We start from the raw sequence: 17,472 nt of genomic DNA, 5'->3' as shown, positions 1-17,472 counted from the left end.
CACGACCTGGCAGGTGTTCGACCACCTGTTGTCGCCGGGTGGCGGTGTGTACTACGGCCACAGGAACGCCGAGGGGTCGGTGCACCGCTACTTCGATGAGAATCCGCTCGACGGTAAGGGCGACGACCTGTACGGGCAGGGCGTGGTGGACACCGAGGGCTGGACGCAGGTCCTGCTGTCGGCCTTCCCCGACTCTGTCATCTGAGAGGGGGCGTGAAGGCCCCGGTACCTGCCGGGGCCTTCTCGTGGCTCTCCACGTGTCTTGCCCGGTGGTCAGCTTGTGGCTGCCGGTTCGATGGTCCACGGAGTCGGAATGACCGATCCGCTGCCACGTGGGTGGTCGATCGCGGCGAAGGTCTTCTTGGATACGCCATGGCGGAAATAGTTCGCGCACCCGGCCAGCATCCGGTTCAAGCTCGCCAGGAGCGTGCCCAGACTCTGGTTGAGGGAGTGCCTATAGGTCCGTTCCGAGATCAGGTCCTTGATCGCCTGAATGGCTTTCCGGGACGGTCTGGTGTAGACGACGAGCTTGGTCGTGCCGCGTTTCCGCTGGCGGCGGATGTGCTGGCCGAGGAAGTCGAACCCATCGTCGATGTGGACCACGCGGGTCTTGTCCGCCGACAGACGCAGGCCAAGCCGAGCAAGAACTTCTGCGATCTGCTCACGCAGCATCTCAGCCCGGTCGGCTGTCCCGGACACCATGACGACGAAGTCGTCGCAGTAACGGATTAGCCGCCAGTCGCCCTGCCCGGCTCGCCTGCGCTTGGCGCGCTGGTAATCGGTGCCCATCAGGGTGTGCCACTGGGAGTGATCTGCATCAGGAACGGCTGTACTCCCAGCCGGGCCGCCGGTACGGCGTGGTGGCCCTGCGAGTCAGGCCGCGCCAGCCCCGGGCCGTTGTCGGTGACCCGGCCGTAGAGTCGGCCGCTGGTCTGCCACAGGCTGAGCCGGCCGCCCTCGCCGCCCTCGCCGCCATGGCGCACCGCGTCTCCGGACGGCACTCTCCGACGGCGACAGAGCCGTGCACATGGGAGCCCACCCCCAGGGAATGGCGTTCTTCGCGCAGGTCAGTGCGCTGTCGTGCGCGGATGGTGCACCCAGCCGTGCGGGTCGGGGGCACGGCCGGTCTGTACGGCCATGAGCTTCTCGCGCAACCGGAGGGTGATGGGACCGGGCCGGCCGTCTGCCATCTGCCATGCGGTGGTGCGTGTGCGGGCCCGGCCGACGGGGGTGATGACAGCGGCGGTGCCGCAGCCGAAGACCTCGGTGATCGAGCCGTCCGCCGCGCCCGTCTGCCACTCCTCCAGGCTGATGCGGCTCTCGCTGACGGGGTGGCCGAGGTCACGGGCGAGGGTGAGGACGCAGTCGCGGGTGATCCCGGGCAGGAGTGAGCCGGTGAGGGCGGGGGTGGTGATCTCGGCGGCAGGGCCGTGGCCGCGTACGAAGAAGAGGTTCATGGCGCCCACTTCCTCGATCCAGCGCCGCTCGACCGCATCGAGCCAGACCACCTGGTCGCAGCCGTGCTCGGCGGCGTCGTTCTGGGCGAGGAACGCGGCGGCGTAGTTCCCGGCGAACTTGGCGGCGCCGGTGCCACCCGGGGCGGCCCGTACGTAGTCCTCGGCGATCCACACCGACAGGGGTCTGATGCCGTCGGGGAAGAACGACCCGGCCGGGGAGGCGATGAGCAGGAACTGGTACTCGGCCGAGGGCCGGACGCTGAGCGTGCTCTCGGTGGCGAACATCAGCGGCCGCAGATACAGAGAGTGCTCATCGGCGTCGGGAACCCAGCACCGATCCTGACCCACGAGCAGCTCACATGCCTTCATGAACAGCTCGACGGGTAACTCCGGCATGGCCATCCGGCGGGCGCTCGCCTGAAAGCGGTGCGCGTTGGCCTCGGGCCGGAACAGCGCGGCCGTACCGTCCGGCTGCCGGTACGCCTTGAGCCCCTCGAAGATCGACTGGCCGTAGTGCAGTCCCGTGGCGGCCGGGTCGATGGTCAGCGGGGCGTATGGGCCCAGTGCGGCGTCATGCCAGCCCGCCTCGCCGCTCCACTTGATGGTGACCATGTGATCTGTCATGTACCGGCCGAAGCCGGGCGCGGCCAGAATCTGCTGCCGCTCGGCATCAGGACGCAGGTGAGGATGCGGTTTGATGGTGAACTGCGGGAGCGTGAGGGGCATCTGGGTTTCCCTTACGGGCGAGTGCTCACCGCGGCGCGCGGTCAGCGGGTGCGGAACGGGCTTCGGAGGACTGGCTACGGGCCAGGGATGCGGGCCGTCGAGGAGTCGGCGCAGGGCGCGGCGGAACTCGATGAAGAACCGCTCGCGCGTCTCGTCGGTGGTGCAACCCAGTAACAGGCAGGGGTCGAGATCTTCTAAAGCCATGAGCAAGCAACTGCCCGTCGCCCGTGCGTACAGCGTAGACCCACTGGATGCCGGGGTGAATGGCGTCGACGAAGGAGAACGGCACGGCAACCAGTTCGACATCCGCGCCAAGACCGCTCGCTGGCAGGGCCACTACATCGAGGCCGCCGACCTCCCCGGCTGACCTTCCGCGCGACTTTGTCGGTCGTTAACGCCATACTCGCCGCTGTCGATCAAGAGGCTGACGGGATGCAGAGTGGAGGTATCGGCATGAGCGTGGAGCGCACGCTGACGTTCGTCGGCGGGGATTCGGCCAAGTTCTGGGAAGTGCGCCAGGACGGCGCGGAGCTGCACATCCGGTATGGACGGCTGGGCGCGGCCGGTCAGACGCAGGTCAAGTCGTTCGGCTCGGCCGCCGTCGCCACGGCGGCCGCGGACAAGCTGGTGGCGGAGAAGTTACGCAAGGGCTACACGGAGGACGAAACGGCCTCCTCGTCGCAAGCGCCTTCCTCTGCAGCCGCTGGCAGCGTTGAGGAGGAGGACCGGCTGACGTTGCCGCCTGCCTGGTTGCGCGCACTCTACCCACGGCGGGGCGGAGCGAAAGTCTCCGTGAAGCGGCCGGACGCGAGCGCGCCAGAGAAACTGGCCGCCGAGCTGGACAAGCACCGGAAGGAGCTCGCCGACACGGTGGCGAAGTGTCCGGATCCGGAGCTCGCGTCTGCGGGCGCGGCGTATCTGGCAGGGGAGCCCGCCGGCACACCGCTGGGCGCGGCGGTGGTCGCCAAGGCGGTGGCCGTGTCCCTGCCATGGACCGAGCGCGAGATGCTGTCCCTGTTCGCCGAGGCCTGGCTGGCAGAACGCGGCCCGGTGTTCGCGGCGGTGGCCGTGACCGAGCTTGCCTCGCTGGATTACGTCCACGACGGGGGCGCCTGGATGGTCCGCCGGCTGGCCGACGGCGAGGCCCCCGAGCGGTGGCATGGCTGGACCTCCGCCCAGCAGATCGACGCCCGGGTCCGCGCCGTGCTGGCCGCCGCGTCCGACGCCGAGTACGCCGAGGTCGTCGCGGCGCTGGCGGTGAGCCGCGAAGGCGGGCTCCACCACCGCGTGGCCGCCTCCAACCTGGTGCCCACCGAGACCGGCTGGGTCGCGGCCGACTGCGCCGAGGTGAGCCGGATCCTCCCGGCTCTCGCCTTCCATCTGATCGCCGCCATCAGCACGCCGGAGCACGCCGAGCTGATCACGGACCAGGTGCGGGGTTACTACATAGGAGACTCCCTCGCCCTGCCCGCCACGGTCGTCGACGGCATGGGCGAGGCGGCCGTGCCGCTACTGGCCCTCTGGGTGGACCACGCCTACGGCGCGGACAGCCGGAAGCGGCTGCTGGACGTGCTCGCCGACCTGCCGTACGACACGGCGATGCGGGCGATCCTCGACCGCATCGCGCAGAAGTACACCCAGCCGGCCTTCCTGCGCGCGGCCTCCCGCTTCCCCCGCCGGGCTATGCGGATGCTGGCCGAGTCCGGCGGCAAGGACGTGGAGCTGCTGCTGCGCGCCCATGTGGCGGCCCATCCCGACCTGGTGGACGAGGTGCTCGCGAGCCTCGGCGACGGCCCCGCCGCCGAGCGCATCAACAAGATCGTGACCGCTGAGGCCGTCGCCGCCGCTCCGCCGGAGGCCCTGCCCGAGGTGCTGGTCAGCCCGCCTTGGACCCGCCCGCGCAAGGCGCGCAAGGTGGTCGTGGTGAACGGCCTGGTGTGCACCGACGAACCGGCCCTCGTGTGGGCGCCGGGCGAGCAGGACAACTGGCGTTCCCCCCGGGCGGGTGAAGGTTCATGGGATCGGTCCTGGCGCCGGAGCTGGAAGGACATCGCCCGCAAGATCGCCGAGGGCCAGGACGGCCACTGGTCCGGCGGGATCGCCCTGTTCGTCGCCGGGCCCGAGGAACTGGCCGCGCCGCTGATCGGGAAGTGGCGCCCTGGCGACCTGTGGGGGGCGGGCGAATGGATGCCGAAGGTGGTGGCCAGGTTCGGGCCGGCGGCGCTGCCCATGGTGCTCGACAGCGCCCGGCGCGGTCCCAGCTCGGTCGCCGCGTCGCTGCTGCCGTTCGCGGCGCCGGAGGTCGCCGGGCTGATGGCCGATTGGCTGTCCCGGCTGAAGTCCGTACGCGCCACCGCACTGGCCTGGCTGAACCGGCACCCCGGAACGGCCGCCAGGGCACTGATCCCGGCGGCCCTCGGCAAGCCCGGCGTGGCCAGGCTCCGGGCCGAGCAGGCGCTGGCGGCGCTGGTCGCGGGCGGCCACCGCGACACCGTGGCCGAGGCCGCCGCAGGGTACGGGTCCGCCGCCGAGGCCGCGATCGCCGACCTGCTCGTGGCCGACCCGCTCGACGCGCTGCCCGCCAAGCTGCCCGCGATGCCCGAGTGGACGCAGATCACGATCATGACCCCGATCCACCTGCGCGGCGACGCGGGAGCGCTACCTTCCGAGGCGGTCCGCCATGTGATGACGATGCTGGCGATCTCCAAGCCCGGCGACCCGTATGCCGGTCTCGCCGTGGTCAAGGAGGCCTGCGACGGCCGCAGCCTCGCCGACTTCGCCTGGGCGCTGTTCCAGCGTTGGCAGGCGGCCGGCTACCCGTCCAAGGAGAGCTGGGTGATGGACGCGCAGGCGCTGCTCGGCGACGACGAGACCGTACGGCGGCTGACCCCGCTGATCAGGACCTGGCCGGGCGAGGGCGGGCACGCGCGCGCGGTCACCGGTCTGGACCTGCTGGCCTCCATCGGCTCCGAGGTCGCGCTGATGCACCTGCACGGCATCGCCGAGAAGGTCAAGTTCAGCGGGCTGAAGAACCGGGCGAAGCTGAAGATGGACGAGGTCGCCGTCGAGCTCGGCCTGACGCCGCAGGAGCTGGCCGACCGGCTGGTGCCGGACTTCGGCCTGTCCGCCGACGGCAGCCTGACCCTCGACTACGGCCGCAGGCAGTTCGTGGTCGGCTTCGACGAGCAGCTCAAGCCGTACGTGGCCGACGCCTCGGGCAAGCGGCTGAAGAACCTGCCCAAGCCGGGCGCCAACGACGATCCGCAGCTCGCGCCCGCCGCCCACCGGCGCTTCGCCGGGCTGAAGAAGGACGTGCGCTCCGTGGCCGGGGACACCATCCACCGCCTGGAGCAGGCCATGGTGAACCGGCGTCGCTGGAGCGCCGGCGACTTCGGCCGGCTGCTCGTCGGCCACCCGCTGCTCTGGCACATCGTACGGCGGCTCGTATGGGGCCTGTACGACCCGTCGGGCAAGCTCACGAGCACCCTGCGCGTGGCCGAGGACCGCAGCTTCGCCGACGTCGAGGACGACACGCTGACGTTGCCCGAAGACGCTCTCGTAGGCGTGGTGCACCCGCTGGAGCTGGGGGAGGACCTGGCCGCCTGGTCCGAGGTGTTGGCCGACTACGAGATCCTGCAGCCGTTCCCGCAGCTGGGCAGGGAGACGTACGAGCTGGATCCGGCGCTGGTGGCAGAGATCGAGGCCGCCAAGATCCCCACCCGCGCGGTGATCGGCCTGGAGCGGCGCGGCTGGCGGCGCGGCGCACCTCAGGACGCCGGCTGGCAGGGCTGGATCGAGCGGGACGTGCCCGGCGGCAGGACCGTCACGATCGGCCTCTACCCGGGCATCTCGATCGGCTACCCCGACTTCGCCGACGAGCAGACCCTCGTGGAGCTGGGGCTCGACGGCCTCGATCCGATCACCACCTCCGAGATCCTTCGAGACCTGAGGGACATCACCCGATGAACGAACACGCCCAGCGGCCCCCGGCCGAGATCCGCTACGCCGGCGAGCTGGCCAGGCTGCGGGAGCACGACACCGACGACCGGCCGCCCGGCTGGGCGCTCAGCCTGCGGGCTGCCCGCCGTTTCGTCCTCGGGGACGAGACGCTGGGCATCAGCCGCAAGTTCGTGGGCGATCCCTCGCTGATCGACCGGTCCCTGGTGACGCTCGCGACCAACCGCGGGCTGATGCTGGTGGGCGAGCCCGGCACGGCGAAGTCGCTGCTGTCCGAGCTGCTCGCCGCGGCCGTGAGCGGCATCTCGACGCTCACCATCCAGGGAGGCGCGGCCACCACCGAAGACCAGATCAAATACTCCTGGAACTACGCGCTGCTGGTCGCCGAGGGCCCCTCCACCCGGTCGCTGGTGGCCGCGCCGCTGCTGCGCGGCATGGCCGAGGGCAAGGTGGTGCGCTTCGAGGAGATCACCCGGTGCCCGCTGGAGGTGCAGGACTGCCTGCTGTCACCGCTGTCGGACCGGGTGCTCGCCGTACCGGAGCTGGGCGGTCCCGAGTCGATGGTGTTCGCCCAGGAGGGGTTCACCATCATCGCCACCGCCAACACCCGCGACCGCGGCGTCAATGAGATGAGCGCCGCGCTCAGGCGCCGCTTCAACTTCGAGACCGTCTTCCCGATCGCCGACTTCGACACAGAGTTGGCGTTGGTGGAGGCGGAGGCAGGGGCGCTGCTCAAACGCTCGGGCGTCACCATGCCGCCGCGCCGCGACGTGCTGGAGGTCCTGGTCACCACCTTCCGCGAGCTGCGCCAGGGGCAGACAGCGCGCGGCGACGCCACCGACCGGCTGTCGGGGGTGATGAGCACCGCGGAGGCTGTCTCGGTCGCCCATGCCGTCGGGCTGCGCGGCTGGTTCCTGCGCCGCGAGCCGGGCACCGCCGCCGACCTGGTCTCCTGCCTCGCCGGTACGGCCGCCAAGGACAACCCGGAGGATCTGGCCAAGCTCCGCAGGTACCTGGAGCGCAGGCGGCACGGCGACCAGTGGAAGGCCTTGTACGAGGCCCGCCACCTGCTGCCGGGCTGAACGATGGCGGTCATCTTCCTCGGCGTGCGGCACCACAGTCCCGCCTGCGCCCGACTGGTCGCCGACACCATCCATTCCGTACGCCCCGCGTACGTGCTGGTCGAAGGCCCCGCGGACATGAACCACAGGATGGACGAGCTCCTGCTCGGCCACGAGCTGCCGATCGCCGTCTACACCAGCTACCGCGACCATGAGCGGCGCCACGGTTCATGGACACCGCTGTGCGACTACTCCCCGGAGTGGGCGGCGCTGACCGCGGGCCGCGAGGCCGGCGCCGAGCTGCGCTTCATCGACCTGCCCGCCTGGCATCCCGCGCTGGCGGACCTCAGCAACCGTTACGCCGACGCCGAGGCCCGCTACAACGAGGTGACCGGACGGCTCTGCCGCGCCTTCGCCGTGGACAACGTGGACGCGTTGTGGGACCACCTGTTCGAGATCGAACCAGCCGACGGACTGGCCGAACGGCTGGCCACCTACTTCGACCTCGTACGCGGCGACACCGAGACCGGTCCTGACGACACGGCCCGCGAGGCGTACATGGCGCAGTGGGTCCGGGCGGCCGCCGGCGACGCGGGCGAGCGGCCGGTGGTCGTGGTCACGGGCGGCTTCCACCGTCCCGCGCTGGTCCGACTGGCCGAGCAGGGGGAGCGGAGCTGGCCGGAGGTGCCGCAGCCGCCCGAGGGGGCGGCGGTCGGCAGCTACCTGGTGCCGTACTCGTTCCGCCGGCTGGACGCCTTCGACGGTTACCAATCGGGTATGCCGTCGCCCGGCTACTACCAGGACCTGTGGGAGTACGGCCCCGACGGAGCCGCCCGCAGGCTCACCGAGGCGGTGACGGCCAGGCTGCGCGCCCAGCGCCAGCCGGTGTCCACCGCCGACCTGATCGCCGCGCGCGCCACCGCCGACGGGATCGCGCTGATGCGCGGCCACCCGCATCCGGCCCGGGTCGACGTGCTCGACGGCCTGGTCACTGCGCTGGTCGGCGAAGCGATCGAGACCCCGCTGCCCTGGGCGTCCCGCGGACCCCTCCAGGCGGGCCACCATCCGGTCATCGTGGAGATGATCGCGGCGCTCAGCGGTGACCGGGCAGGCCGCCTGCACCGCTCGACCCCGCTGCCGCCGCTGGTCCACGCGGTGCTCGCCGAGTTGGGCGGCCCCGGCGACGAACGGCTCCACCTCGGCGGGCAAGCCGACCGCGAGCGCAGCCGTTTCCTGCACAGGCTGCGCGTACTGGGCATCCCGGGCGTGGTCCGCACTTCGGGACCCCGCCCCGCAGGCGGCACCGAGCTGGTCGAACAGTGGACACTGACCGAGACCGACGACCGCCTGCCCGCCCTGATCGAGGCAGGCGGGAACGGCGTGGACCCGCAGGAGGCGGCGGCCTCCGTACTCGCCGAGCGGATCAGGGACACCGACCTGGATCAGCTGGCCGACGTGCTGTTCGACGCCGCGCTGTGCGGCATCGGCGAGCTGGCGGGGCAAGTGCTCGACGACCTCGCGCGGGCGATCGTCGCGGCGGCCGACCTGGGCTCGCTGGGCCGCACCCTCACCGTTACCCTGGCGATGTGGCGCCACGACGACCTGTTCGCCACCAGAGGCAGCACCACCTTGGGCACCGTGGTACGAGCCGCCACCCTCAGGGCGTTGTGGTTGGCCGAAGGCGTGCTCGGCGGGCCCGTACCCGCCGATCCGCAGCGCATCGACGCCATGGCCGCCGTACGCGACGCGCTCAGACACGCCGGCCCGCCGCTCGGCCTGGACGTGGACGCGGCGCTGGGCGTCGCCGACCGCATCGCCGCCTGCCAGGACGCGCCGCCCGACCTGCGCGGAGCGTCGCTCGGACTGAGCTGGTCACTGCGCGGCACCGCCGCCGCGGACCCCGCACGGGCGGTACGCGGCGCGTTCGTCCCCGCGTCGGCCGGCGACTGGCTGGCCGGGCTGTTCGCGCTCGCCCGAGAGGAGGTCCTGCACACCGGCGGCATGCTTGAGCTGCTCGACGAGCTGGTCTCGGCGATGAGCGACCACGACTTCCTGGTGGCCCTGCCGGCGCTGCGCCACGCGTTCGGCTACTTCCCGCCCCGCGAGCGGCACCTCATCGCCACCCGCCTGGTCGAACTGCGCTCCGGCGCGGGTGCGTCCGCGTGGGACCTGATGCGGCTGGAGGCGGCGCCGGAACTGGTGGCCGCAGGTATGGCACTGGACGAACAAGTCGATGCGGCACTGCGCCGGGAGGGACTGATCACGCCATGACCGACCCCACCATCGTACGGTGGCGCCTGCTGCTCGGCGAGGCCGGCGGCGCCTGCCTCGGCGGCGGGCAGCTCGACGAGGAGGCCGCCGGCCGCGATGCCGCCATGGACTGGCTGTACGGCCGCGACGAGGACCTGCGCAGGCGCGGCGTACGGCGGCAGGCCGGGAGCGGCCCGTCGACCCTGACCACCTTCGACTGGCTCGATGACATCACCCGCCTGTTCCCCAAGGAGACCATCGAACGCCTGCAACGCGACGCCGTCGAACGCTACGAGATCCACGAACTCGTCACCGACCCCGACGTGCTCGCGCGCATCGAGCCCAACCCCGCGCTGCTCAAGGCGGTCCTGCACACCAAGCACCTGATGAACCCGCAGGTGTTGCGGCTGGCCAGGCGCGTCGTGGAGCAGGTCGTACGGCAGCTCATGGAAAAGCTCGCCACCGAGGTGCGCAGCGCCTTCTCGGGCACCAAAGTACGGCGGCCGGGCCGGATGCGGCTGGCTCGCAACTTCGACATGGTCAGGACCCTGCGCGCCAACCTCGGCCGCTACCAGCCCGACACCGGCAAGGTCGTGATCGAGACCCCTCTGTTCTTCTCCCGCACCCGCCGCCACCTCGAACAGTGGCAGGTGATCCTGCTCGTCGACCAGTCCGGCTCGATGACCGACTCGGTGATCCACTCGGCGGTCACCGCGGCCTGCCTGTGGGGCCTGCCCGGCGTACGCACCCACCTGGTGGCCTTCGACACCGAAGTGGTGGACCTGACCTCCGACGTGGACGATCCCGTGGAACTGCTCATGAAGGTTCAGCTCGGCGGCGGCACCGACATCGCCCGCGCGGCGGCGTATGGCGCCGGACTCGTGGACCAGCCGCGGCGTGCCATCGTCGTGCTGATCTCCGACTTCTACGAGGGCGGTGATCCCCACCGGCTGGTACGCATCGTGCGTAACCTGGTCGAGCAGGGCAGCAAGGTCCTCGGCCTCGCCGCCCTCGATGAGCAGGCCAACCCCGCCTACGACCGGGAACTCGCGCAACGCCTGGCCGACGCCGGGGCGTACGTGGGCGCGATGACCCCCGGCGAGCTGGCGTCCTTCGTCGCGGAGCACGTGGGCCGATGAGAACGGATCTGCTCGGGCTCACCACAGACGCCCTAGCCGCGCTCACCAACCGCGGCCTGGTCAAGCGGGCGGGCAAGGAAGCCGCGCCGGACCTGCGTACCGACGCCGACGGGACCGTGCACGGCGACTTCGCAGGCGGACCGACCGCGAGCCTGCCACCCGGCGGGCTCGACGCGGCCCGCTGCACGTGCGGCGCTACCGAGGTCTGCCGGCATGTCGTCGGAGTGGTGCTCGCCTATCAGCGCCGGCACGCCGGACCCGCCGCTGAGATCACCGATCGCCTGCCCGCTGCGACCGCCGATGGCCCGCCCGTCGAGACCGGCGAACATTCGCAGGTTGAGGGCCGTGACCCCGAACCCCCCGTCTGGTCGCCGGGGCAGGTGAGCGACGACGAGCTGACCGCCAGGATCGGCGCCCGCCTGATGACCGCCGCCCGTCGTACCGAACGGATCGGATACACCGCCCGCGTGCGCCGCGCCACCGCCACCGATCCCGCGCCGCAGGTCGAGCTCGCCACCGCGACCGTGCGTTTCCTGATCTCCGGCGACCTCGGCTTCGTCCACACCGACGCCGTCGCGGGTAGCCGCGACGACGTCATCGCCCTCGCCGTGTGGGCGTTCCGGGTAGCCGACGAGCTGCATCCCGGGGTTCAGGAGGTGCGGGTCGACGTCGGCGGCGAAGCCGGAACTGGTACCGGATCCGGGCTGGAGCAGGCCCTGGGGCTGGCCGGCACGGTCCTGCGCGAAGGTGCGGCGCACCTCGGTCGGGGATTCGAAGCCACGATCGCCGACGTACAGCGCCATCTGGACGCCGCCGGATCGCGCTGGCCGCTGCTGACCGTCGGCGACCTCGCGGAGCAGCTGACCGCTTACCGCGACCGCAGCGCCTACTACCGTCCCGAGCTGCTCGCGAGCCACCTCGCCGAACTCCACGCCCGGCACCGGGCCGTAACCCGCCCCGACGCCACCCTCCGCAGCAGCGTGCTCGGCACTGCCGAGGCCGCCGAGACCCCGTTGCGCCGGGCCCGGTTGGAGAGCCTGGGCTGCCGGATCCGCAGCCTCGGCGACCGGCGGATCGCCGAGATCTACCTCGCCCACAGCGACAGCGCGATGGTCCTGGTACTCCGCCGCGAATGGGACGGCGACGACGACGGCGCCGCGCTGGCACGGCGACGCATCGCCGGCTCCACGCTGGCCGCCCTGGCCACAGGCAACCTCGTCACGGAATCCGCCGTCCGCAGCGCCAGCCGTACCGTGCGGTTGGCCACAGGGCGGATCTCCAAGACGACGGTCAGCCCGTCGCGTGGCGACTGGGGTGAGCTCTCGCCGTCCCTGCTGGTGACCGACCTCGCCGCGCTCGGCCGCGAACTCGACGCCCTCACGCTCCGGCCCATCCGCCCGCGCGTCGAAGCGGAGCTGGTACGCGTCGTCGCCGTCTCCCAGGTGGTGGCCATGACCTACGCCGCCGGCGACCAGCGCCTCGACGCCCTCATCGCCGACCAGGCAGGCAACACCGCCACCGTCACCGCCACCCACACCGGTGCCGCCACCGGCCGCCTCGACTCGCTGGCCGCCGTACTCGCCGGGGAGGAAGGCGAGCTGCGTTTCGTCAGCGGAGTGGCCAGCCGTACCGCGGGCGGTGTCGTCATTGACCCCATCGGCCTGGCCGCCGGCGGCGGTGTCGTCGTACCCGACCTGCAACCCGCCGGAGGCAGCGGCCCGCTCGCGGTCGCCGAGGACGACCAGCACGACCCGCTGACCGCCGTACTGATCGACACCCGCGGGCTGCTCGCAGAAGCGGCCCACCACGGCCTGTCCCACCTGCCGCCCACCTACGACGCCCGCCTCGACACCGCCGCGCGACGGCTGACCACGCTCGGGCTCCACCGCATCGCCCAGGCTGTCACGGCGTTCGCGGCGGCGCGATCCCAGGACTCGGGCGAGGCGGTAGAGCAGACCTGGATCGACGCCTACCTGCGCCTGGAGGTGGCCCTGGATCTGACCTGACCGAATCCGGCCCCTCCGCCAACGCCTGGCACTACGCAGTGGTCCGCAGGGCACCAAGGGCGCGCTGGCTCTCCTTCGAGGACATGGCGCAGATCATGTCCGAGGTCCTGGGCCGCCCCGTCCGCTTCCAACAGGTCTCGGGTACGAACCACAAAGCCCGCATGACTGAGCTCGGCACTCCCGAGGCCATGGCATCGTGATACATGGCCATGCGCTCGGTCACTGCGAGTTCCACCGCCACGGCGAGTTCGGCCTCCAGCAGCGCATGAGTGGCCTTGAGCTCGACCTCGGCCGGGTTCTCCTGCTGCCCCAGCGCCGCCATTGCCATGAGGGGACCGGCTCTTCGCACGGTCAGGTATTCGCGCGAGGTCAGCTTTCCGGCCGCGTACGCGCTTTCCGCCTGTGCCGTGACGCTTTCCGCCAAGGCCTCGCCTTCGGTCTGACCCCTGGTCTGGAAGCGCGCCAGGGCCGCGGCGGGGCGGGCCTTCAGAACTTTGGCAGTGTCGGCGAGCCGGTCGAAGCTCTCGACGACAGCCAGCAGCGCGTCGTAGGCCGCGCCGGGGTCCGAGTCCAGCAGGGATAGTGCTTTGGCGTACTCGACCTCCGCGACAACGATCTCGGGCAGCGGCAGCTCACTGGCCGCGACTCGTTCCCACGCTCTGTCGGCGTGGGGATGACGAGTCTCTGACAGGCGCCGCGCTTCTGCGACCAGGTCGTCGAGCCTCGAATCGGTGCCCTTCGGCGGGACCGGTACGGCACGACCGGCCGGCTGGGGCAGCGTCACCGGGACGCCGAGCGGCAGCCGATCCGCCAACGGCTCCTGGGCGAGGCGCTTGGCGACGCGCTCGCTGAAGACGCTGCTGCCGTTGCGCGCGTCATAGCGGGCGCACAGCTCGCTGATCTCCTGTTCCAACCTGGCGAGAGTCGTCTCAAGGGTCAGCTCGCCGATCCGGATGCCACCGTGGCCCAGCATGGCCAGGCGGCGGAGCAGTACGACGGCACCGCTCACGAAGCCGACCCGCTGCGAGACGTCCTCGTGCTGCTTCATGAGCCAGGACGCGTGCTCGTTCAGGATCTCCAGGCCACGCGCCTCGTTGCCGGTCAGGGCGCAGAACTCGATGTGGTGGCCGACCGACTCGCGCAGGCTGACATTGTGGCGGACCAGCGAGTATCCCCTGAGGAAGGCGCTGCGAGCGTCCTCGGTTCGTCCGGTGCGCAGCAGGGGAAGCAGTGCCTTGGCCAGGACCCTGTGCGGCTTGCCCGGCTGTCGCCGTTCGTCCGCCAGCACATCAACGTGATTGGCACCTACTCCTTCGCCCCGCCCGACCTCGGTTCAGCCGGCGTCCGGCCGCTGCGTAACCCCGATAAGCCCGACTGGGAGGAGGACGTCCTGTAGATCCCCCTTCGTCGGTAGCTTGGCGGTCGTTAGAGCGGCAGCCGGTCGCCGGGCTCAAGCTGATACTGCGAGGCCGGGACCTCCGCGGCCAGACCGAACCCCTCGGCGGGTCCGGCGTGCTGGCGCCCAGGAGCACCTGGACTATCGGTGTGCGGCGTCGCCGACGCCGACAGGCTGACCAACTGGCTGGTGGTCAACGTCCCGACATGATCTCTCAACGGGTCGGTGCTCGTCGTGGAGGTGGATGCTGGTCACTCGAAAATCGTTGGACGTCTGTCGGGCATCCTGCGATCGTCCGCACCGTGACAGATGAAGCCGATCGCCAGACGTCGTTCCCCACCAGTTCGAAGCACGTGCGCTTCGTCGAGTTGTCGAGCACTGCGCTGTCCGCTCTGCTGGATGGGGATCTGCCCGCAGCCAGCAACGCGGCCGGGGTCGCGCTGACTGAGTACTTCGTGACAGATAGAGCACGGTGGCTGTGGCGGATTCGGATCGACCAGATGGCCGCCGATCCCCGCCACGCACCGTGGATAGCGCGGCAGGCGGTGACGGGGCCTGAAGGTGTCGTCGTCGGTCATGCCGGGTTTCACGGACCGCCCGATGAGGTGGGCATGGTAGAGATCGGCTACGCGGTTGCTCCTGACTTCCGTCGCCAGGGGTACGGCCGAGCTATCCTGATCGAGTTGCTGCGTCGGGTTTCCCCGGCCTGCCCGCCGCACCCGGCGTGCGCGTCTCCACGCACTGGGCGCTCCACGTGTCGTTGCCGTGGTCAGCCGCTTTGGGCGGCTGCCGGTGTCGGGGTCCAGGGGGTTGGAACTCCGTGCCCCCGGTAGCGGTATCGGATCACTTTGACGCTGGCCGCGCCGGTGAACTCGACTCCGTCATGAACGATCTTCTAGGTGCCTGGCCGGCAGACCCCCTGCATCACCAGTAGCAGGGGAAATGGTGGCCCACCTCGAATGCCAGCGACATACCGCGCACATACCGCTGATCCCTAAGCTGTGGCACAAGATCCATTCCCGGCCACCATAAGCGTGGCGGCTGGGCGCCCCGACAAGGGAGAAATAACATGCGAAGGCCTAGAACCTTCACCTTGGCAGGTGGACTCCTCACAGCGAGTCTGCTCATGGGCGGAATAACTCCCGCCCTCGCGTCGGCTGGGGTTGCATCCGGCACGAACGCTGCAGCGGCATGCGGCCTGTCCGTCGTGGAGTGGTATTCCGAAAAACAAAGCCGCTACGTGAAGGTGAAGAATAGCTGCTCCACGTCGAAGACCTACTGCGTGGACATCAACAATTGGCCCGACAAGGGGCCCTTCACAATCTCCGGCTCAACCACCAAGTCGCAGCGATACGCAGGCACCGGGGCTCCCAAGGGCCGAGGGGTCTATACCGCTAGCGAGTGCGGTCCCCTCTGAGCGGATGAACGGTAGCTAGCCTAGGCAGCGCCTACTGGGCCTGATAGCAGGCATGATCACCCTGGCAAAGGTTAGCCAGCGGGCGTCGTAAGGCTCAAGGCGGTGGCACGGCCATCACGCGATCTCGGCTGTTTCGCAACTCCGGATGATCATGTGGTGGCCGTCTCTACGATGCCGCCTCAACTCCCGAGGCCGCGACGTATCACTGGGGTGCTAGGGGCGCGGCGCCACATACTCGAACGACACGGTGCCGAGACGGCGCGGGTCGGAGCGTCTGCGCGTGCATCCATGCGTGCTTGGAGCGGGTGCCGAGCTTCTTCTGGCCCTGGATCATCCGCCACCGCGGCGACGCGCTCCGGTAGGCGATCAGCGCCGGGTGGCTGGACACCGACCGGTAGCGGAACCCGTCCTCGTACAGCCGCTGCCCCATCCACTCCGAGAAGCGGCTCCCGATGCCGAGCCCCTGATAGTCGGGCAATACCACCAACGGGTGCTCCATTTTGAGGTTGCGCGTGGCGGGGTGCTGGAAGTGGCGGTAGGCCAGGAACGCGACCGGCTCGCCGTCGATGAACGCGGCGAACTTCTTGCTGGAGCGGTGGAGCTCCGTACTCAGATAGTGATGACGTGCGAAGACGGACCAGAGTTGCCCATCGACCGGCCGGATTTCGAGCTGGAGCGCTGGCCGGGGTTGAACCGACCTCCACTAGAACGAGCCCGTCGAGACGTCCAGCACCCAATCCGGCTGCAGCCACTCCAGCATGTCGTAATGGCAGGTCACCGCGACGAACTGGCGGCCGCTGCGTCGTACGGTCTTCTGGATGGTGTGGCTGGCGACTCGCGCGACCTGGCGGTCCACGACCGACGTGAACTCGTCGATGACGACCAGGTCGCCGGACTGGGCCAGGGCCCGCGCGATCGACGCGCGGAACGCCTCCCCGTTGGACAGGGTGCGGTATGGCCGCAGCCACGCTGGCGGGGAGGAGAGGCCGACCGCGCCGAGCAGGGCCACGATGTCCTTGATGGACATGTCGGCCGGGAAGTCGTCCACCAGCGACCGGTCATCGGACCAGGTGTGCGGGCTGGCGATGTGGTCGGGCCACAGGTGCCGCGCGATGGTCGTCTTGCCAGCCCCCGATGGGCCGACGACCATTCCGGCGCTCCACGGCCGGTCCTCGATCGGCAGGTCCATGGCCCAGGAGTTGCTCAGCCGCTCCTCCACGAGCACGTCGAACAGCCCCTGGAGCTGCAGCACTCGGGCGGTCTTGTGGACCGGTGCCGACACGGTGATCTCGGCTCGCACAGCACGACCTCTCAAGGGTAGCGGGCGGCGGGGTTACATCAGGGCGCGCACGTTCCAACCCTGACCGGCAAGCTGGTCGAGAAGCTGCACCTGCTGCGCTTCGCTGTCGCAGGTGACCACGACGCCCCAGACGACGGGCCGCGTGTGGGATTCGGCGTTGCCCGGTTCGGGCAGCTCCTCCTCAGCGCGCGCGTCGGTGCCCGCCTGGTCAGCGCGGCCACCGCCGGGAGCGGGGGAGCCCTCAGAGGTAAGTGCTACCACGTTGTCGGAGGCGATCGCTTCGGCCAGGTCGTCGAAGTCCTGCTCCGTCCAACCGGTGCCGTCGAGGTCACCCAGACTGTGCAGCAGCTCGGCAAGGGCCTGGTCGTCGTACCCGCCGATCTCTGCGGTGCGGTTGTCCGCGAGGAGGATGCGAAGCGCGGCAGCGTCGTCCACGTCCAGGACCAGGGCAGGCACCTGACCCAAGCCCTTGGACTTCGCGCCGCGCCAGCGATGCTCACCGGCGATGATCCGCATTCGGGACTTCTGAACCAGGACGGTGCCGTAGAAGCCGTTTTTCTCGATCGACCTGGCGATCACGTCCACGTCGCCCTGGTGGGGAATCTCGGGATGCGGTTCAAGGTCGCTGACCGAGACCATGCCGTAGGTCTGGGACACGATGGCAGGCACGGCACCTCCAACTCGTGGGTGGCGGATGGGAGTCGGATGGCCGGGCGAGGCGGCGGAGACAGAAGCGGCCAGCCACGACCGAGCGATAGGGGTA

The 17,472-nt window shown here is 70.3% G+C and carries 17 protein-coding genes; 8 read left to right on the top strand and 9 right to left on the bottom strand.

Annotated features, from left to right (window positions below):
• Positions 1 to 205, top strand: a 205-nt coding sequence (locus tag AB0H88_RS18850; protein WP_357645987.1) for a hypothetical protein, incomplete at its 5' end; no start/stop codon positions are given.
• A gap of 68 nt (positions 206 to 273) precedes the next feature.
• Here AB0H88_RS18850 and AB0H88_RS18845 read toward each other — a convergent pair.
• The 3 genes from AB0H88_RS18845 to AB0H88_RS18835 all read right to left on the bottom strand — a co-directional run bounded on the left by AB0H88_RS18845 (position 274) and on the right by AB0H88_RS18835 (position 2,183).
• Positions 274 to 789, bottom strand: coding sequence for a group II intron maturase-specific domain-containing protein (locus AB0H88_RS18845; RefSeq protein WP_357645985.1), 516 nt, complete (start codon positions 787 to 789; stop codon positions 274 to 276).
• Positions 789 to 983 carry a hypothetical protein gene (locus tag AB0H88_RS18840; protein WP_357645983.1) on the bottom strand — a complete coding sequence of 65 codons (195 nt, stop codon included), beginning with the start codon at positions 981 to 983 and terminating at the stop codon, positions 789 to 791. The genes AB0H88_RS18845 and AB0H88_RS18840 overlap by 1 nt, the downstream gene beginning before the upstream one ends.
• Positions 984 to 1,067: 84 nt before the next feature.
• Positions 1,068 to 2,183 carry a branched-chain amino acid aminotransferase gene (locus tag AB0H88_RS18835; protein ID WP_357646404.1) on the bottom strand — a complete coding sequence of 372 codons (1,116 nt, stop codon included), beginning with the start codon at positions 2,181 to 2,183 and terminating at the stop codon, positions 1,068 to 1,070.
• A gap of 202 nt (positions 2,184 to 2,385) precedes the next feature.
• On the opposite strand from AB0H88_RS18835, the gene AB0H88_RS18830 reads away from it, so the two are divergent.
• From AB0H88_RS18830 to AB0H88_RS18805, 6 genes are all read left to right on the top strand, one after another.
• Positions 2,386 to 2,550 carry a hypothetical protein gene (locus AB0H88_RS18830; protein ID WP_357645982.1) on the top strand — a complete coding sequence of 55 codons (165 nt, stop codon included), beginning with the start codon at positions 2,386 to 2,388 and terminating at the stop codon, positions 2,548 to 2,550.
• An 86-nt stretch (positions 2,551 to 2,636) separates the two neighbouring features.
• Positions 2,637 to 6,149, top strand: a complete 3,513-nt coding sequence (locus AB0H88_RS18825; protein ID WP_357645980.1) for a DUF4132 domain-containing protein — start codon at positions 2,637 to 2,639, stop codon at positions 6,147 to 6,149.
• Positions 6,146 to 7,222 carry an AAA family ATPase gene (locus tag AB0H88_RS18820; RefSeq protein WP_357645978.1) on the top strand — a complete coding sequence of 359 codons (1,077 nt, stop codon included), beginning with the start codon at positions 6,146 to 6,148 and terminating at the stop codon, positions 7,220 to 7,222. Before AB0H88_RS18825 ends, AB0H88_RS18820 begins: the two co-directional genes overlap by 4 nt.
• 3 nt (positions 7,223 to 7,225) lie before the next feature.
• Entirely contained in the window at positions 7,226 to 9,472 is a 2,247-nt protein-coding gene (locus AB0H88_RS18815) for a DUF5682 family protein (protein WP_357645975.1), read from the top strand.
• Complete coding sequence (locus tag AB0H88_RS18810; RefSeq protein ID WP_357645974.1) at positions 9,469 to 10,590, top strand: VWA domain-containing protein; 1,122 nt, start codon at positions 9,469 to 9,471, stop codon at positions 10,588 to 10,590. The genes AB0H88_RS18815 and AB0H88_RS18810 overlap by 4 nt, the downstream gene beginning before the upstream one ends.
• The gene (locus tag AB0H88_RS18805) at positions 10,587 to 12,596 is read left to right on the top strand and encodes a hypothetical protein (protein WP_357645972.1); all 2,010 of its coding nucleotides are present in this window, start codon (positions 10,587 to 10,589) and stop codon (positions 12,594 to 12,596) included. Before AB0H88_RS18810 ends, AB0H88_RS18805 begins: the two co-directional genes overlap by 4 nt.
• Before the next feature lie 31 nt (positions 12,597 to 12,627).
• Here AB0H88_RS18805 and AB0H88_RS18800 read toward each other — a convergent pair whose 3' ends face one another.
• The 3 genes from AB0H88_RS18800 to AB0H88_RS18790 all read right to left on the bottom strand — a co-directional run bounded on the left by AB0H88_RS18800 (position 12,628) and on the right by AB0H88_RS18790 (position 14,570).
• The gene (locus tag AB0H88_RS18800) at positions 12,628 to 13,884 is read right to left on the bottom strand and encodes a hypothetical protein (RefSeq protein WP_357645970.1); all 1,257 of its coding nucleotides are present in this window, start codon (positions 13,882 to 13,884) and stop codon (positions 12,628 to 12,630) included.
• 137 nt (positions 13,885 to 14,021) lie between these two features.
• A complete protein-coding gene (locus tag AB0H88_RS18795) occupies positions 14,022 to 14,210 on the bottom strand; it encodes a hypothetical protein (RefSeq protein ID WP_357645968.1) in 189 nt (62 codons plus the stop codon).
• A 33-nt stretch (positions 14,211 to 14,243) separates the two neighbouring features.
• Positions 14,244 to 14,570 (bottom strand): hypothetical protein, encoded by a 327-nt coding sequence (locus AB0H88_RS18790; protein ID WP_357646420.1) that lies wholly within the window; start codon positions 14,568 to 14,570, stop codon positions 14,244 to 14,246.
• On the opposite strand from AB0H88_RS18790, the gene AB0H88_RS18785 reads away from it, so the two are divergent.
• Entirely contained in the window at positions 14,493 to 14,825 is a 333-nt protein-coding gene (locus tag AB0H88_RS18785) for a GNAT family N-acetyltransferase (RefSeq protein ID WP_357646402.1), read from the top strand. The genes AB0H88_RS18790 and AB0H88_RS18785 overlap by 78 nt on opposite strands.
• A gap of 786 nt (positions 14,826 to 15,611) precedes the next feature.
• Here AB0H88_RS18785 and AB0H88_RS18780 read toward each other — a convergent pair.
• The 3 genes from AB0H88_RS18780 to AB0H88_RS18770 form a co-directional block, all read right to left on the bottom strand.
• A complete protein-coding gene (locus AB0H88_RS18780; protein WP_357646400.1) occupies positions 15,612 to 16,022 on the bottom strand; it encodes a GNAT family N-acetyltransferase in 411 nt (136 codons plus the stop codon).
• Between the two features lie 90 nt (positions 16,023 to 16,112).
• Positions 16,113 to 16,709 (bottom strand): AAA family ATPase, encoded by a 597-nt coding sequence (locus AB0H88_RS18775; RefSeq protein ID WP_357645966.1) that lies wholly within the window; start codon positions 16,707 to 16,709, stop codon positions 16,113 to 16,115.
• 33 nt (positions 16,710 to 16,742) lie between these two features.
• Complete coding sequence (locus AB0H88_RS18770; RefSeq protein ID WP_357645964.1) at positions 16,743 to 17,378, bottom strand: ParB N-terminal domain-containing protein; 636 nt, start codon at positions 17,376 to 17,378, stop codon at positions 16,743 to 16,745.
• Between the last annotated feature and the right edge of the window lie 94 nt (positions 17,379 to 17,472).

This window comes from Nonomuraea sp. NPDC050680 (assembly GCF_040654555.1).
In the GTDB taxonomy this organism is placed as follows: Bacteria; Actinomycetota; Actinomycetes; order Streptosporangiales; family Streptosporangiaceae; genus Nonomuraea.
The sequence above is the reverse complement of the archived record's forward strand: the minus strand, read 5'-3'. Positions and strand labels throughout refer to the sequence as shown.

Coding starts and splice junctions, on each gene's coding strand:
- AB0H88_RS18845 (WP_357645985.1), bottom strand. CDS start 789: ATGGGCACCGATTACCAGCGCGCCAAGCGCAGGCGAGCCGGGCAGGGC.
- AB0H88_RS18835 (WP_357646404.1), bottom strand. CDS start 2,183: ATGCCCCTCACGCTCCCGCAGTTCACCATCAAACCGCATCCTCACCTG.
- AB0H88_RS18830 (WP_357645982.1), top strand. CDS start 2,386: ATGAGCAAGCAACTGCCCGTCGCCCGTGCGTACAGCGTAGACCCACTG.
- AB0H88_RS18825 (WP_357645980.1), top strand. CDS start 2,637: ATGAGCGTGGAGCGCACGCTGACGTTCGTCGGCGGGGATTCGGCCAAG.
- AB0H88_RS18820 (WP_357645978.1), top strand. CDS start 6,146: ATGAACGAACACGCCCAGCGGCCCCCGGCCGAGATCCGCTACGCCGGC.
- AB0H88_RS18815 (WP_357645975.1), top strand. CDS start 7,226: ATGGCGGTCATCTTCCTCGGCGTGCGGCACCACAGTCCCGCCTGCGCC.
- AB0H88_RS18810 (WP_357645974.1), top strand. CDS start 9,469: ATGACCGACCCCACCATCGTACGGTGGCGCCTGCTGCTCGGCGAGGCC.
- AB0H88_RS18805 (WP_357645972.1), top strand. CDS start 10,587: ATGAGAACGGATCTGCTCGGGCTCACCACAGACGCCCTAGCCGCGCTC.
- AB0H88_RS18785 (WP_357646402.1), top strand. CDS start 14,493: ATGGCCGCCGATCCCCGCCACGCACCGTGGATAGCGCGGCAGGCGGTG.
- AB0H88_RS18790 (WP_357646420.1), bottom strand. CDS start 14,570: ATGACCGACGACGACACCTTCAGGCCCCGTCACCGCCTGCCGCGCTAT.